20 protein-coding genes, 1 tRNA gene and 1 pseudogene are annotated in these 15,491 nt (G+C 38.9%); 12 read left to right on the forward strand and 10 right to left on the reverse strand.

The annotated features are described in order from the left end of the window. Nucleotides 1-190: 190 nt before the first annotated feature. Nucleotides 191-820, reverse strand: coding sequence for a hypothetical protein (locus MBEAL2_RS07945; protein ID WP_047151777.1), 630 nt, complete (start codon nucleotides 818-820; stop codon nucleotides 191-193). Nucleotides 821-1,122: 302 nt separating this feature from the next. Further along, a complete protein-coding gene (gene yppF, locus MBEAL2_RS07950; RefSeq protein WP_047151778.1) occupies nucleotides 1,123-1,356 on the reverse strand; it encodes a YppF family protein in 234 nt (77 codons plus the stop codon). Nucleotides 1,357-1,732: 376 nt separating this feature from the next. Here yppF and MBEAL2_RS07955 point away from each other — a divergent pair, with 376 nt between their 5' ends. The 9 genes from MBEAL2_RS07955 to MBEAL2_RS07980 all read left to right on the forward strand — a co-directional run bounded on the left by MBEAL2_RS07955 (nucleotide 1,733) and on the right by MBEAL2_RS07980 (nucleotide 8,339). Continuing rightward, nucleotides 1,733-2,527: a ClpP family protease gene (locus MBEAL2_RS07955; protein WP_047151878.1), complete on the forward strand. Its 795-nt coding sequence runs from the start codon at nucleotides 1,733-1,735 to the stop codon at nucleotides 2,525-2,527. Between the two features lie 224 nt (nucleotides 2,528-2,751). Next, complete coding sequence (locus MBEAL2_RS07960) at nucleotides 2,752-3,090, forward strand: hypothetical protein (protein WP_047151779.1); 339 nt, start codon at nucleotides 2,752-2,754, stop codon at nucleotides 3,088-3,090. An 83-nt stretch (nucleotides 3,091-3,173) separates the two neighbouring features. Then, entirely contained in the window at nucleotides 3,174-4,070 is an 897-nt protein-coding gene (locus MBEAL2_RS07965; RefSeq protein ID WP_047151780.1) for a DMT family transporter, read from the forward strand. A gap of 295 nt (nucleotides 4,071-4,365) precedes the next feature. After that, entirely contained in the window at nucleotides 4,366-4,833 is a 468-nt protein-coding gene (locus MBEAL2_RS33520; protein ID WP_052947571.1) for a CE1 family esterase, read from the forward strand. Beyond that, the gene (locus MBEAL2_RS29050; protein ID WP_052947572.1) at nucleotides 4,830-5,354 is read left to right on the forward strand and encodes a CE1 family esterase; all 525 of its coding nucleotides are present in this window, start codon (nucleotides 4,830-4,832) and stop codon (nucleotides 5,352-5,354) included. The genes MBEAL2_RS33520 and MBEAL2_RS29050 overlap by 4 nt, the downstream gene beginning before the upstream one ends. A gap of 142 nt (nucleotides 5,355-5,496) precedes the next feature. Beyond that, nucleotides 5,497-6,762: an SGNH/GDSL hydrolase family protein gene (locus MBEAL2_RS07975; RefSeq protein ID WP_047151781.1), complete on the forward strand. Its 1,266-nt coding sequence runs from the start codon at nucleotides 5,497-5,499 to the stop codon at nucleotides 6,760-6,762. A 364-nt stretch (nucleotides 6,763-7,126) separates the two neighbouring features. Beyond that, complete coding sequence (locus tag MBEAL2_RS31685) at nucleotides 7,127-7,294, forward strand: hypothetical protein (protein ID WP_161798190.1); 168 nt, start codon at nucleotides 7,127-7,129, stop codon at nucleotides 7,292-7,294. A gap of 113 nt (nucleotides 7,295-7,407) precedes the next feature. Then, nucleotides 7,408-7,557: a hypothetical protein gene (locus MBEAL2_RS31690; RefSeq protein WP_161798191.1), complete on the forward strand. Its 150-nt coding sequence runs from the start codon at nucleotides 7,408-7,410 to the stop codon at nucleotides 7,555-7,557. A gap of 302 nt (nucleotides 7,558-7,859) precedes the next feature. Further along, nucleotides 7,860-8,339, forward strand: a complete 480-nt coding sequence (locus MBEAL2_RS07980) for a hypothetical protein (RefSeq protein WP_047151782.1) — start codon at nucleotides 7,860-7,862, stop codon at nucleotides 8,337-8,339. Nucleotides 8,340-8,512: 173 nt separating this feature from the next. Here the strand turns inward: MBEAL2_RS07980 and MBEAL2_RS32215 are convergent, their stop codons facing one another. Beyond that, nucleotides 8,513-8,674, reverse strand: coding sequence for a hypothetical protein (locus MBEAL2_RS32215; RefSeq protein WP_173427699.1), 162 nt, complete (start codon nucleotides 8,672-8,674; stop codon nucleotides 8,513-8,515). A 106-nt stretch (nucleotides 8,675-8,780) separates the two neighbouring features. Between MBEAL2_RS32215 and MBEAL2_RS30095 the strand changes: the two are divergent. After that, a pseudogene (locus MBEAL2_RS30095) lies at nucleotides 8,781-9,223 on the forward strand (glycoside hydrolase family 32 protein); the annotation flags it as partial. 247 nt (nucleotides 9,224-9,470) lie between these two features. Then, on the forward strand, nucleotides 9,471-9,704 hold the full coding sequence (locus MBEAL2_RS07990; protein WP_047151784.1) for a hypothetical protein: 234 nt from the start codon (nucleotides 9,471-9,473) through the stop codon (nucleotides 9,702-9,704). A gap of 217 nt (nucleotides 9,705-9,921) precedes the next feature. Here the strand turns inward: MBEAL2_RS07990 and MBEAL2_RS07995 are convergent, their stop codons facing one another. Next, nucleotides 9,922-11,136, reverse strand: a complete 1,215-nt coding sequence (locus tag MBEAL2_RS07995; RefSeq protein WP_052947573.1) for an esterase/lipase family protein — start codon at nucleotides 11,134-11,136, stop codon at nucleotides 9,922-9,924. Nucleotides 11,137-11,309: 173 nt separating this feature from the next. Beyond that, nucleotides 11,310-12,293 (reverse strand): MBL fold metallo-hydrolase, encoded by a 984-nt coding sequence (locus tag MBEAL2_RS08000; RefSeq protein ID WP_047151785.1) that lies wholly within the window; start codon nucleotides 12,291-12,293, stop codon nucleotides 11,310-11,312. Between the two features lie 164 nt (nucleotides 12,294-12,457). Between MBEAL2_RS08000 and MBEAL2_RS08005 the strand changes: the two genes are divergently transcribed. Beyond that, nucleotides 12,458-12,949, forward strand: coding sequence for an ABC transporter substrate-binding protein (locus MBEAL2_RS08005; protein WP_052947574.1), 492 nt, complete (start codon nucleotides 12,458-12,460; stop codon nucleotides 12,947-12,949). Here the strand turns inward: MBEAL2_RS08005 and MBEAL2_RS08010 are convergent. From MBEAL2_RS08010 to phaP, 5 genes are all read right to left on the reverse strand, one after another. After that, a tRNA-Lys gene (locus MBEAL2_RS08010) sits at nucleotides 12,950-13,022 on the reverse strand. A 119-nt stretch (nucleotides 13,023-13,141) separates the two neighbouring features. Continuing rightward, nucleotides 13,142-13,429 (reverse strand): hypothetical protein, encoded by a 288-nt coding sequence (locus MBEAL2_RS08015; RefSeq protein WP_047151786.1) that lies wholly within the window; start codon nucleotides 13,427-13,429, stop codon nucleotides 13,142-13,144. A gap of 110 nt (nucleotides 13,430-13,539) precedes the next feature. Then, nucleotides 13,540-13,635, reverse strand: a complete 96-nt coding sequence (locus MBEAL2_RS33930) for a putative holin-like toxin (RefSeq protein WP_152667732.1) — start codon at nucleotides 13,633-13,635, stop codon at nucleotides 13,540-13,542. Between the two features lie 210 nt (nucleotides 13,636-13,845). Further along, nucleotides 13,846-14,259, reverse strand: coding sequence for a hypothetical protein (locus tag MBEAL2_RS08020; protein WP_047151787.1), 414 nt, complete (start codon nucleotides 14,257-14,259; stop codon nucleotides 13,846-13,848). A gap of 378 nt (nucleotides 14,260-14,637) precedes the next feature. Next, nucleotides 14,638-15,219 carry a polyhydroxyalkanoic acid inclusion protein PhaP gene (gene phaP, locus MBEAL2_RS08025; protein WP_082129821.1) on the reverse strand — a complete coding sequence of 194 codons (582 nt, stop codon included), beginning with the start codon at nucleotides 15,217-15,219 and terminating at the stop codon, nucleotides 14,638-14,640. Nucleotides 15,220-15,491 lie beyond the last annotated feature (272 nt).

The following is a 15,491-nucleotide window of genomic DNA, read 5'->3' on the forward strand; positions in this document are numbered from 1 at the left end:
GATCCAAAGGACAATTTTGTATGTAGCTTTATTGCTCAAATATACGTTTGTCCCTTTCAGCTTGTTTCATATTGCATATACTATTGCATGTCATTTTTTATTATGGGCATGTGGCGATATCCCATGCCCATCAAGTTAAGAAATTCTTACATTGTAAGGAATCAAGTATAATGTCTAGCAGTCCCTTTTTTTAGTATCGGTCTTCTTTTTTTCTTGTTTTCACTATTTTTGTGAGGAATTTATCTTCGTATACCTTGATTTCTCTTTTCAAATAGCCATCAAGTAATCTTTTCTTCAATAAAGGATTAATATATGGTATGTCAAGGATAAGCAGCAATCCTGTCTTGTTTGTCCCACCTTCCTTTCTTTTTTTTCGAGGAGTAGGGTCAATTGCTAGCATTTTCTCGTGTTTCTTTATGATAGCTAGAGGAATATGGGTCAGTTCATTAATTGCCTGGGCTGTATAATACGGGAGAAGAGCTGCAACCATCGCCTCTTTTTCGTCACTGTTTCTCTTTTTCTGAACATGCTCTTCCCGTAAACGCTTTACTACAGGTTTTTGTAAACTTATGACAGGAGTAACTTTACACATTGCATCTTTTTCCTTTGTTAATTGTAAACTGCAAAATTGGCGATAGCCTTTTACTAAAATATATGTACCATCATCATAAGGGCCTTTAACTACCAGTAGCTTGGATTTTTCTTTGGCCATTGCGTTTCTTAAATCGGAGTCCGGCAGCTTCTCACGAAAGTACGCCTCTGTAAGAATAGTAGACAGTTGAATTCTTTTAAATCGGGATGGAACGCTTTCAACTATCATATACTGTTCTCCTTTCTGTTGTTTTTAACAGCTTATGCCATGGCATATTTGTCTTATTCCTATGGAGAGGAAAGTTAAAGCTAGTAAGGGTACTCAATTACAGTTTATAAACTTGGGTATCTACTTTATATTAATGAAGAAACCAATCCATCGTTGGATTGGTTTCTTCATTAATATAAATGGAATTAGAAAACGTGAAAAGTAAAAGTGCCTTTTATGCCTTAACTTCTTTTTGTTAAAATAACGATCCATAAGAAAAAAGCGTTTTCATAAAGGGGTATACTATATACAAAAATACTATCTTATACGATTTCTTTAGAGGCATGGGCTTCACTGTTTAGTATCTCGCCGCCATAGAAATATTCCGGTTTTTCCGCTCCGCGAACAGTAAGTTCTCTAAACAAGTTACGATACTGGACAATAGAAAGTTCACCGTTAATGTAACTCCGTTGGACAAAGTCCAGTAATTCATGTGCATTTGAAGGCTTATCTTGCTTGACCTGTACAAATTGGCTAATTAAAGATTCGATTGTCATAACATACCTCCTATGTTGTTAAGCGCTTACATAAATAATAACATGGAAATCCACTTGTTTAACTTGTTTAGAAAATTTAAACTATCGACAAACTTCTACATTTGCGGTAAAAAAAGCAATGAAACCATGGTATCCCACGACGAATATTCTTCGTACAACCACCCTTTTCTGTCTCCCAACTCATTACCTGAACTATATCGGAGGCTCAAAGGAACTGGTTGATTTTCATGCACACGTACATTGCAGGAGTATGTACGCAGTGGTTGCACCCTGAAGACTACTTTTAGAATTAGTTTTAAAATATGAATGGTTTAGTTGTCTATAAATAATACTATAGATAATAAAGACAGAGGAGGAAATCCAATTGCCGAATCGTATGCAGTTCCCCGGCTCTCAGCCTATACCACAAAGACCCATCATACCATCACCTTTTGTACAGTCAGAACAGCCTGTACCGCAAACACCAGAACCGCAAACGCCACAGCCTCAAAAAGCTGTTACAGAATTTATTCAGCAGTTTGGCCAAACGAATGTACCCACTATGTCTGAAAGCAATTTTTATTCTCTATCCATTATTGGACAGGTGGAAGGCCATCTTCAGCTGCCTCCACAGAATAAAACAACGAAGTATGAACATATTATTCCTCAACTTGTGGCAGCTGAGCAAAACCCACAGATAGAAGGAGTGCTTATTATAATAAACACGGTAGGGGGAGACGTGGAGGCTGGTCTTGCTATAGCCGAGATGATCGCTTCTCTCTCCAAGCCGACTGTGGCCCTTGTGCTGGGTGGCGGGCATAGTATAGGTGTGCCGATTGCTGTTTCTGCGGACTACTCCTTTATTGCCGAAACAGCCACCATGACTATCCACCCGGTTCGCTTAACTGGATTGGTTATTGGAGTAGCCGAAAGCTTTGATTACTTAGAGAAAATGCAGGACCGCATCGTGAATTTTGTTACCCGCCATTCGAAAGTATCTGAAGATACATTCCGAGAACTTATGCTGAAGGTAGGAGAATTAACCCAGGATGTAGGGACAAATGTGGGCGGTACAAAAGCGGTCGAATGCGGGCTCATTGATGAAGTGGGAGGGCTTGGATCAGCGATTCAGGAGTTGAAAAAGAGAATAGAGGCCAAAAAAGCAACAGAGCAGCAACAAATGATTCAGTAATTATTTATTCTAGCCATGGCACTTCTTTTCCAATAGCATAAAGAATAGGAATTCACAGTTAAATACATAAAGGCTGCCGGCAAACTTTATTTGGCAGCCTTTTATTGCTCTCGGGCATCCGCCGCTATTAGCAGATTTTTGCATTTAAGAAGGGAAACATTTCTTTTTGGAGAAATAATAGGCGTATATGGCAGAAAGGAGGAAATGATCGTTTTGTTAATCAATTGTTTGTTCAATTAAATGAATTGGTTGGCATTCATTGGTTTTTAATTCTGCTCCCGTATATTACGCTGTTATTTGCATATATAGGTTTGCACCCGATTGTTGTTGTTAATTTACTGGCGCAATCATTAAAACCGGATGTTCTGGGAACGACAACTGAGCAGATGGCGATTGCACTTCTAGGCGGTGCAGTGATGACGTTTTTTATGGGACCTTTTAGTGGGACGCTTGGGCTTATGTCATCAATGATTAATGTAGCTCCGTTGCGCATTGCCAGGTGGAGTCTAGTGAATGTCATTGGATTTTCAATTATTTTAGCAGCTGTTGTTTTGTTAGTTTAAGTCGTAATTATGACAATACCGCTTACTTAGAAGAGAAAAAGAATCATACTATGGATTGCAAACGTCGAGGAGGGGAGTAAAACATGTTTTTGGGTATGTTATTTACGATTTTATGGGCATCTGGAGCTGTTTCTGTTAAATTTGGTCTTTTGTCGTTCCCGCCGTTAACAATGGGAACCACCCGATTTCTTTTAGCAGGATGTTTGCTATTATCTTATATTTACATAGTTAGAAGAGGTAACTATCCATTACCAAAAAAACGGGAGTGGAAGCCATTATTCTTATTAGGTTTATTTAATACGGCCATCTATCTTGGTTGTGGTTTTTGGGCACTTCAATCGGTCTCATCTGGTTTTTTTAATCTAGCTGTCGTTATAAATCCGTTTCTTGTTGCTCTTTTTTCCTCCATATTCACCGAACGTTCTCTTCAACGGAAAGAATGGATGGGAATGGTTGTATCGGCCATAGGATTACTTATTGCTACCTATCCATTATTCGAAAACAGCCATGCAACATTAAGTGGGATTTTCTTACTTTTTTTTGCAATGATCTCCATGGCAATAGGCAGTGTGTATTTCCGGAAAGTAGATTTGCAACTACCGAGTCTTGTAATTAATGCGTGGCAGGTGTTGTTCGGCGGGGTTATTTTAATCGTGCCGTCTATGTATTTAGAATCGGATAAAAATATGGTATTTGATATGAACTTTATTGTATATCTTCTATGGTCGGTCTTAGGTGTTTCAATTTTTGCCATGATTCTCTGGTTTTATTTGCTTAAACAGGACACGGTGAAAGCAAATAATTGGCTATTTTTAACCCCCATCGCAGGATATGCCTTATCTTCTATATTACTAGGTGAAGAGCTTACAAAGTATGATGTGATTGCTACGTTGTTTGTATTTACTGGATTATATTTATCAGGAAATTTTCAGCTTAATCAATCACCTAAACATATATTAAAGAAAAAGCTTGAGGGGTAAGAATGCAAAGAGAATAAACATACAAAAACTTTTTTGATAAATATCCCGTTCAGAAAGGGCTTTTGCTCGTTGTTCCGAAGTGTCACACCAAAACTGATTTCGATTGATAGGTAAGGACTAAGTCCATGTATATGTAAATTTCAAGTATTTACACCATTCTCCAGAAGTAAGATAGTAATGTCAGAAAATTAAAACAAGTATTGCTTATGTGTCGTTCAGAGTACAACTTTTGTAGAACATAAACACGTCTGGAATTGTCCGAATATTGCTATACAGGTAAACAAGGAGGAAAAGCATGCATCGTAATTTTAATATCGTAAAGGTAATCGGTATGATTTGCCTTAGCGTAGCATTGTTGTTAAGTCCTCTTTTTTCCGGAGTTTCTCAAGCGGGTGGAAGTTTCACTCGTTATTATTATGGCAGCAACTTTTACTACAAAATTTATGTGCCTAACACCTATCAGGCAGGGACTGCTGTTCCTTTACTAGTCATGCTCCACGGATGCACACAGGATGCGGATGACTTTGCCGCTGGAACAAAAATGAACACGCTCGCAGAAGAAAAAAAATTTATTGTACTCTACCCGGAAATGAACCCATTTGCCAATGCAAACCGGTGTTGGAATTGGTTTTATGACTACAATCAGCATCGTGACAGCGGGGAACCGGCCATTATTAAAGGAATGGTGGATAAAGTCAAAAAAAATATTCAATCATTAGCTCTGAAGTATTCATTTCCGGTATCTCAGCAGGTGGAGCCATGAGTGTAAATATGGCAGCCTCTTATCCGGATGTGTTCAGTAAATTGGGTGTTGTAGCAGGGCTTGAATATGACGCAGCAGACTCAGCAATCACAGGAGTTATGGCCATGTCTTACGGTGGTCCCGATCCAAACGAATCTGGCAGGAATGCATATACAGAGATGGGGACTCGTAAGAAGAGAATGCCTGTTATTGTCTTCCATGGAACCGCAGACTCTACTGTTAACCCTCTTAATGGTAGCCAGGTGATTTCTCAATGGGCTCAAACAAATGACTATATAGATGATGGGATAGATAACGATACAGTTACTAATGGTGCAGTTCAAACGGTACAGGGTAGTACAAATGGAAGAAGCTATGTAAAGAAAATATACAATGATGCTAGCGGAAAACCCTTGCTTGAGAAATGGGAAATTAAAGATGCAGCTCATGCTTGGTTTGGAGGAAGTTCTTCCGGCTCCTATACGGATACACAAGGTCCAAATACAAGTCGTTTACTATATGACTTCTTTATGAGACATTAGGAAGCAGGTGGGCATCATACATAACTACATCCGCCTAAAGCCTCTATTTTAATTATACAGAATATTATATATTGTATGATAAGTTTAAAAAATGAGATACTAATTTATGGAAAGTATGTTATTTAATTTAAAGGAGGACAAGATGCCACGTAAACCACTTTTGCCTATGATTCTTACTGCAAGTTTAGTCTTTGGAATATCAACAGTCTACGCCGAAGTAAATTCTGAGAAAACAACAAACCATACATCACAAAGCACAAGTAACAAAAGGGAATGGATAGGAGCGTGGTCTGCCAGCCAACAACCAGCTTATGACAGCGAAATTTCACACAGCGGGTTCAAAAATCAAACAGTCCGAATGATTGTACACCCGCATGCCTCGGGATCAGACATCCGGATCCGGCTATCTAATACTTTTGGTTCTCAGCCGTTAACATTTGGCAAAGTAGACGCAGCGCGCGCAGGCAAGGAAGCAGAAACTATTTCAGGTTCACATCGAGGGATTACTTTTGGTGGAAAATCATCTGTTACCATTCCGCCCGGAGCAGAAGTCTTAAGTGACCCCACCCCATTTGAAGTGACGGATGGTGAAAATCTTGCTGTTAGTGTTTACATACCTGATGAGAGCGGTCCTACAACCTGGCATAAACTATCCAGGCAAAACTCCTATATTTCCACCCAGGGAAATCATACAAGTGAAGATGACACGACCTCTTTTATAACGAAAACCGACTCGTGGTTCTGGCTGTCGGGAGTTGATGTGCTAACAAAGTCCAGTAAAAAGAATCGAGTGATTGTCACGTTAGGTGATTCGATTACAGATGGATTTGCATCAACTGTAGATGCGAATCGTCGTTGGCCGGACATTTTGGATGACCGGCTTGATAAAGAATATCCAGGTGAAAATTTCTCTATATTAAATGCAGGAATTTCAGGAAATAAGATTCTTCGGGATTCACCTATCTATGGCGTGAATGCGCTTGCAAGAATCGATAGAGACGTTTTAACACAAACAGGGGTGACAGACGTTATCCTTTTGGAAGGAATTAATGATATCGGGCACCTTCCGCACACACTTGATGCAAATCAAATTATTGCCGGAATGCAGCAGATTGCAGCACAAGTTCATGCTAAGGGACTAAAGATATATGCTGGAACGCTTACTCCTTTCCGCGGGTTCAGGGACACCTACTTCACTGAAGAAGGAGAGAAAGTAAGAAAAGAAGTGAACAGCTGGATTCGCACAAGCGGTGTTTTTGATGGTGTCATTGATTTTGAACATGCGGTGGCTGATCCGAATAACTCTGAAAAACTTCTTCCTGCATATGACTTCGATCATCTACACCCTAATGATGAAGGTTACAAAGTGATGGCCGATTCCATTGATTTATCCATATTTAAAAAATAAAAAGATATAGACAGCGGCTGTCTCAAAAGTCATTTTCAGAAATTTTCAGCCCTACTTTTACCATAAAGTATCCCTAATAATTAAAGGCCGCCTACCACTTTTTATAGTGATAAGCGTCCTTTTTGGGCAACTACAGTAATAATTCAACTATATTAATCTTATGTTAATTTTGAATAAGAGTGGTTTACAACTAACGTTCTTAGGTGTAAATTACACATAAGAGATATTTACATTTGTTTTGGCGATTTCCACCCGTTCCGTTGATGAAGATCTCAATAGGTATATCTATCAATAAAGGTTTACTTATTGTAGGGAGGCTTCTTATCAATGGGAACAACTAAAAACATAAAACAAGGAGACGATCATGGTACAAACAGGAACACAAAGTATGGGAAACATCGTCGATTTTATGTGGGATGGCTGGATAGATGGCATGAAAATGACATACGAGCGTCAAAATGAAATGGAAAATAGGACTTTGCAAACAATGGAATATCACGAAAATGGAACGAGAAATAAAGAAGCTTCTTGAAAATATGAAAATTATAGATGGCGAACAGGTAGATAAAATTTAGCCGAGCCTTTTATGAAAACGGATACCATAAAGTTACAGACAAACTAAATGGTAAATGGAGGAGAAGCTGGATGAATGAGAAACCAAAAGGTGCAAGGGGTCCTGGACCAATCATTATTCCTCGTCACATATCACAGTGGATTAAGGACAGTAGTTCAATTGGTCGAGTGAATGCTAATAAAGTTGGTGGTGGACGTCCTTCATGGAACGGAAAAAAATAGCATAATAGAAAGGGCCCGTTATTATCTGCTTAGCCGGAAGGAGTATCAGAAATCAATAGCAGAAAATATAATAAAAAAAAGAGTAACTAAGGGAAGGCGTAGGTGCCCTTTTTCTGTTTCAATGAAATGTACCCTAGCTATTTCCCAAACATGAAAAACCCGGAAAATGGCCTTCATTTTGGCTGGTTTCCGGGTTTTGGTTTTTACGCCGTACTACCGACAAAGAAAAAGTATGACAATACCAGATAGGTACTCCTTCTTTCTTGAAAAAGCTTCAAAATAATAAAGTAAAGGAGAAAAAAATGAAAATAAAAGGGTACGCAAGGTGTGTCATTCATCCGACAGAAGAAAAAGGAATCATTCTCGAATTTAGGGGGAACAGCCTTGCCTTTCATATATATCTGGAGGAGTTTGTGCAAAGTGAACTCGACGATTTGCTAAGCTATGAAGAAATTATTGAAAAAAATCCAAATGCAAAAGGAACACTGGTTCTGGTTACCTTTGATTATCAAGGTTTTGAAACATTTAATGGAGAATACACAGAACATGATTCGACTGCCCGTGTAGGTGATGTCCTCATTTTAGATGAAAATTACAGGGAACAGTGGAGACAAAATCTAACGGATCTTTATGGCACCCAAAGTATAGAAGAGCTAAAAGAAAATGAAGGCATGGAAGACATTTGGGAGTGGGAAGAATTTTACGGAGAAACATTTATTTTTGCTAAAAAACCACATGAAATCGAAGTCATTCAAGTATTCGAAGATGAACTCGATGACTAAGGGGGGGTGCTTTTCCGTTTTGTGGAAAGATATGCATGGAGGATGGAAATACATGTACGGAATTGATAAAAAAGAAACAGAACGCATCGTACGAGAAGTTCAGGAAATCAAGAAAAAAATGAAGAAGATAAATAGAAGAAGTCCCGCTACCTTCAGAGGCGGCGGGACTTCTTCTATTTATCTTCTTTGGATGCATCATATTCATCAAATTCTGCAACCGTAACCTCTGTATAATCACCGCGGGCAATTTCTTCTTTGGATGCATTTTGATTTAATTGCTCATCATCGCCAGGAGCAAACTCTGGTTTATTGTTTTGAGGATCCTTCTTATTCATGGAAACACTCCTTTCTCTATAGAAGTTCCCCTATTTTGGCTATCTATACACCCATTGTCTTAAAACTGCAATTGTAATGTCAATCCCTGGAGAAAGGGGTATAGACATGTCTGAAGAGAGAACACATGAAACATTGCTTAGAAAAGCAGATGAGGAGATTGCCAAAGTGTTTAATCGAGCTTCCGCTTGTCACCATCGATTGGGTTATCATATCATGGCTCCTGCATACTGGATGAATGATCCGAATGGGTTGATTCAATTCAAGGGTGATTATCATGTTTTTTATCAGCACCATCCTTACAGTGCAGATTGGGGACCGATGCACTGGGGACATGTAAAAAGTAAAGATCTTGTTCATTGGGAACAGCTCCCCATTTCGCTGGCCCCTAGTGAGGACAATGTATCGCTACAAGTTTAGATGGCCGGACGTTTTTGAAGTATGCTGGCAATCCTATTATTTCTGAACCGCCAACGGATGGCTCTGAGGATTTTCGGGATCTGAAAGTTTGGAAGTATGAGGAAAGTTGGTATATGGTTGTCGGTTCAAGTAAAAATAAAAAAGGCAAATGGAAGGGTCACTTATCTTGCGGGAAGAATGGACTATCATAAAGGCTCATTCATTTCTACATCAAGTCAACCCTCGTGATTTTAGTTAACGTTCTGTTAACATTCATTGTGTAATTTTTAATAAATTCACAATATAAGAACAACAATTTCTTGGTATACTATCTTTAGTGATAACTTATAATAATTAGGAAAATTCCTTTATATTGGGAATTGAAAAGGGATGAGAACAATGGATCAGTATATTGAGGGTGTATTCTTTAAAGCTTTGGATGGTTCTCCTATGCTCCTTCATGTAGACGGCGTTACCACGATTTCACTTATAAATAGAGAAGCAGTGAAAATAAAGCATAATGGGGAATGGATAAACGGTATACACATAGGTGGAGATATTCTCTATTACGGAGGAAAGGATAAACTGCGAATCGGGGATAAAATTAGAATTAAAAATAAAAATGAAGTTTAACGAATTTGTTCTACTGTTGTTTTTGTTCTATTATATAAAGAACACCTCTTCCGTATGGTAGTGATTGCTCGACACAATTACTTTACCAAATGGAGTGGTGTTTTTCTATTTTTAGTGCATAGTTTAGTGATGTTGTCTACTTGTTCCGCAAACAGCAAGTTCTCTAAACTGGTAAAATAAAAAAATTGAAAAAACTAGTTTCATTGGAGGAAACTGGCTAGCTAAATTGAGGTGAAAATCCGTCCAATACCCATTGATGCGCATCTGGATGATAAAGGAGTTCCAAATGATTAAGACGTAACACATCTTTTCGTTTGACTTGATTAGGAAAAGGAGCGATTCCATCGATAAAAAGAACACTATCTACAAATACAAGCCCATCGCTTTCCGCATCTTGCTCTCCACGTATTCCACTAAAATAAGGTTGATTACCTGCTAGTATGTGGACTTCAATTTGGCTGTCAATCGGTGAAGACAGTAGCTTCTCTATTAAATGGTTTCCGTCCCGAATCGCAGCATCGATACCCCTGGAATGAAGAAAAATATTTTGTCCGCCATAGTATAAGGTTTTGGACTGTATCTGAACAGGATATTTATCGTCCCAACGATACAAGAGTTGACAGGAACCCGGAAACGCACCACCATCCCGATAAATGCTTCGCTCTGTCGTATCGATATACTGGCCATAATACATCATCGAGTCACAAGCAACCGGTGCATTCATCCCTAACTCAATAACGGACCAGTTGGGGTAAGCATGGCGGAATGGAAAATCCAATCCCCGGTTGGGTGTCCCCAGCATCATATATCGTTCCACGCCCCCTTCATAAGGCGCATCCAGGGAGTTGCAAATCCCTGACAGATACATCCATACGGGCAATCCGCCTTTGCTGTGGGCAATTATATCAATTTTCTCCCTTTGCGATACTTCCTTAATCCGTCGAACAATGTTCGATAATTGAATTGCTTGTTGCCAGTTATCCCCATGGCCATGAGCAAAGCTAACCGCAAATACATCTCTTCCTGATGATGATAACGAATAGAGAAGCCCCTTCTCCTGAGAGGAAGATTCACACCAGGAGAGGTTTGCATGGTGTCCGGCACCATGGACAAGCAAAACCGGATTTTGATGTACTTTCTTTAATGCAGGTAAGTAATGAAGAAGTACATCATAGGAAGCTGGTTGTGAGGATCCGAAATACCGAACAATCTCCTCATCCTTACACTCAATTTCCGGAATAAATTTCTCTTGTGTTAACCGGTCTTGATACCCCCTAATTCGTTCTGTCCATTCCCAGTATTTGCTATCATGGTGTCTTTCCATTACCTGATAAGGAAGAGGGACTGGGATTGGTTCTGGGGACAGCAGGGCTGGTTCAGTTTCATTCATAGTAGGAGTAAGGGTATCGGATCCATGTAATTCAAATTCCACGTTTTTCGATTCATCTTGTCCTGTGGAGAACCACTTTTTTTATTCTTTCTTTTAGTTTTTGCCAGAAGAACACTTATCCCACCCCATTGTTTGAAGTTGAAAATACGGTTCTAAGAAGTGTCTACGCATTAAGTAATATTAACAGACCCTATTTTTATAGGCACGAGATGTATTTATACTGTCAGGGATGTTGCATGATAGTGCCATACACCACCTTTTCGTTCTTTTTGGATTTTACCTAACCTTTCTAGATAGTCTAAATGCCCAATGATTTCTGACATGACCAATGAAAACTCACTTTTATATTTGTCTTTATAATAAGCATAGGCAAGTTGACTGGCTATTGAAATTCCACTTTGCATCAAGTTCAAAATTTTTTCTCCCTTTTCATCGATTCGGTTTAATCTGGTCGTGATTAAATCCCGATGATCGTGGATGAGTTCACCATGTCCAGGGTATACGGTGTCTATCTTAAGATGTAAACACTTTTTAAGTGAATCCACATAGTCAACTAAAGTCAATATTCGTCTTCCTTTTTGATCAGGTTCAACTAGCGCGTTACTGGAAATATGGCCGATAAGATGATCCCCAGCAAAAAGCCATTTTCTTTGTGGATGCAAAAATACCAAATGATCGGGGGAATGGCCGGGTGTTTCTATGATTTGTAACCCCGCTATAGTATCAAAATCAGTAAGCGGCAAAATATCTGCCTGGATTTTATTTTTCTCGTTTCTCCGAATGGCTTCTTTTAATTTTTCTACTTGCTGCTCCCCAGGTGCGCCACAGCCCATTTCTTGATATAGCTGCTGAAAAAATTCTACGCGTAACGAAAAAAACTCCTTCTCTCTTTTCAAGCGGTGAATCGATTCCTTGTGGGCGTAAATCGGAAGTTCTTTAATTGAAGAAATGCGGTTAATCAAACCAACGTGGTCTTCATGGTTATGCGTGATAATAATCTGGGTTAAATCATCAAAGGAAAACCCATTTTCAGTCATCACCTGTCTAAAAGATTCCCAGCATTCTTCCGAGTTTATACCGGCATCAATTAAGGACAGAGAGCCGGCTTCTTCCAGTAAATAAAAATTAAAAGTTCGTAAACTGCTTTTTGTCGGAACAATAATCGGATAAACAGAATCGTCCTCTTTTAAAATAGTCAAACGAAATCACATCTCCTAACGAAATAGTAGAAGGATATAGGTAGAGAAATCTATGTAGAATGAGGAAAAAAAGACCCTATTGATAGAACTAATCATATCACAAAATTCTTAATTTTATTTAAATCATAAACTCTTTTCAAATAAATAGGTTCAACTAAGCAAGGGTGGAGGAGTTTAATCAAGCGCATAAAGGAAAAATCAAAGTCAAGCTTGAGATTATCCCAAGTGGGGCGGGCCATGCGTATGAAGATAAAATCAATGTCGCAGTGTCGGGCAGCAGTCTTCCGGATGTACTTGATATGGACGGGTCGTTCATAGCGAACTATGCGGCCACTCAAATTCTTGCGCCGATGGATGAATATGTAAAGGAGGAAGACAAAAAGGACTTTGCGAAATCCATTATCCAGCAGGGAACGTATGATGGAAAGCTCTATGCACTTGGCGCGATGGAATCTTCTCTGGTGCTCTTCTACAATAAAAAATTAGTAAAAGAAGTGGGGATTACTCCGCCGGATTCATTGGATAAAGCATGGCCATGGCAGCAATTTGCAGATAATGCGAAAAAACTAACGAAAGGCGGGCGGTATGGAGTCACTCTAAATATGAACCTTGGAGTTGGAGCGTGGATGACGTATCTAGGCTCCGTATTTATATAATAGGGCATGTAGGGATCGAACCTACGACCTGCCGATTAAGAGTCGGCTGCTCTGCCAGCTGAGCTAATACCCCATTGTCTACTGATTTAATTACTTTGATTAAGTAACTTCCTTTATTATATAAACATTACATAGATAATGCAAAGGTACTTACTGGATAAACCATCTATATGATAAATAGCTACGAAAGGTTCAAGAAGTAAAATGATCACCCGTGTACTCATCGATCGGTTCAGTTGCAATGTTCGCTAAGTCGGGTATTGATGTGGCAGAGGAGTGTTCTTTCCGGCGACGATTAGCCTCATAAAATTCATCTGCGAGAAATTCAGCTTGTTCATGGGAAAGGGTAAAAACGATTTCGTTGTTTTTTTCATCGGAAGCTTTTAATAAAACGTAACTGTTTTCGGCATCACGGAGAGTGACATTAATAACTTTTAGATTCATACCTTCGATTTCGTATCTTACTTTCATTCCGTGCATTCAAAACAACCTCCGTTTAATTGTATATAATTATTATTTCATTATATGGACATGCTATTAGTGTTGGTACAGCAGGCAAGTCAACGGAACAATAAGTAATTGGACACTGCTTATTTCTTGAATGAGTTAATCAATTCAAGAACAAAAGTTAATAATGCAATGAGAAACGTACCACTTGCAATTATTAACGTAAGTTCGTTTGACATTGTTTTTCTCACCTCTCTCCGAAGGCGCCTGCTGTACTTCGATTTAGTATTTGACAAAAAGAATAAAATTATCTATTTATAGCACCACAATTCGGTTGTTTTTGTTTCCTTGTGAGAATACGATATGTGCGAATTGAATTGTCCTATTCCTGAGAACGATAAAATTATTTTTCCTGACCTCAGGAAAAACGAAAGACAACAAAACCGCTTCTATGAGCGGCTAAAAAGGCAATCAAGTGATGGGAAATCCAAAGCAGGAAGTAAACGAAGAAACGAATCCATGGTTGGCATGCGTCCATCTGCTAATGCGTACAGCGTGCTCGTAGATAGGGGCGTCGCTTGCTGGAGCTGCTTGATACGGATTCCTTTTTCTTTTATATACTTCGGTATCGTGGTAACAAGTTCTCCTGTACCTGTGCAAAGGGGCAACGGCACAGGCAACACGACATCCCCTTCTCTTTGCCGTGTTCCATCCATACGTGCGATGCCGCGTTCTAACAATAGAAATGCAATATATTCTGGAGGTACTGGTTCTTTTTGTCCTGCAGCATGTGCGCTAATAATCCCAATCCGTTCTAACTCGGTATAGAGTGTCTCCGGTATGGTTATACTTTTTCCTGTCAAAAAGATCACACCTTTCTCGCTTTGTGGAAAGATATGCATGGAGGATGAAAATATATGTACGGAATTGATAAAAAAGAAGCAGAACGCATCGTACGAGAAGTTGAGGAAATTAAGAAGAAATATGAAGAGGAAAGAAAAGAAAAAGAGAAGGGTTGAGGATATCCCCGCCCCTTGTTTTTGGTTAGGAAGGATGCATATGAAAGTGCCAGGTCCTATTTCATTCAATACAGTTCGTTACTTTAGCGGTCAACATTTCTTACCTAATGAGAGTTCACAAAACAATGAAAGGAAGCCCTGATAGACAGTGTAATTCTTTTGAATCGGGAGAAGATGTCAACACTAAAGACCTCTCTGCCTGGTACACAGAGAGGTTCTCCCTTATTTTTCACTTCTCGTATTTATTGTCTTGTTTTTGTCAATGGCTTCAAACGAGGCGGCCATCTCTCTTTGCGTCATTTTTATCTCGTTAACAAAGTTAACCATAAGGGACTTGATTTCTTCTCTTATTTTTTTCTGCTGTTCGATTAGACTTTTGAAAGAGGCTTCCATCTGTTCCTGTGATTTATTTACTGTAGTCAGGCTGGCCGTAGCAGGTGTTGCTGTAAGCAACTGAATACGTTTGAAAAATTCATTAAGATGCTGGTTCCATTCCTCAAATGCTCTAGCCGCCTGTTCACTGCCTGGATTTTTTGTGTTGTTTTGATAATTATTTTTTATATCTTCAAAAAAGTTTTTTGTTTCTTGTTCTATTTTCATGGTGTTTTCCATTGTTTGAGCCCAAACTTCTTTTTGGTATTCTATCGTCTGCAGTGTAAGGTTTGCCATTTCACTTTGGTATACATACATCAACTTTAGACCAACGAACCAGTCATCCCAGATAAAATCCGCGACATTTCTACTGCTTTGCTTTCCTAAGTGTGCCATCATGGTCTCCTTGTTTATGTTTTTATTGGCATCCATTGATAAGAAGTTTCCCTAATTATACGTAAAAGAAAGCCTATGATAGATACACCTGTTGAGATTTTTATCAATGCACGACGCCGAAATTACCAAAAAGAATGTAAATATCCCTTATGTGTAATTTACACCTAAGTGCGCATTTTGTCAATCATTTCCTATTCGCAATTAACAAAAAATTAATTTTTTCAATCATGGACATGTTCAACATAGACTAAAAAAATAGGACGCCTGTATTTAACAGACGCCATTACGTAGAGTAACTATGAGGTTTT

The organism is Aneurinibacillus tyrosinisolvens (genome assembly GCF_001015055.1).
Lineage (GTDB): Bacteria > Bacillota > Bacilli > Aneurinibacillales > Aneurinibacillaceae > Aneurinibacillus_A > Aneurinibacillus_A tyrosinisolvens.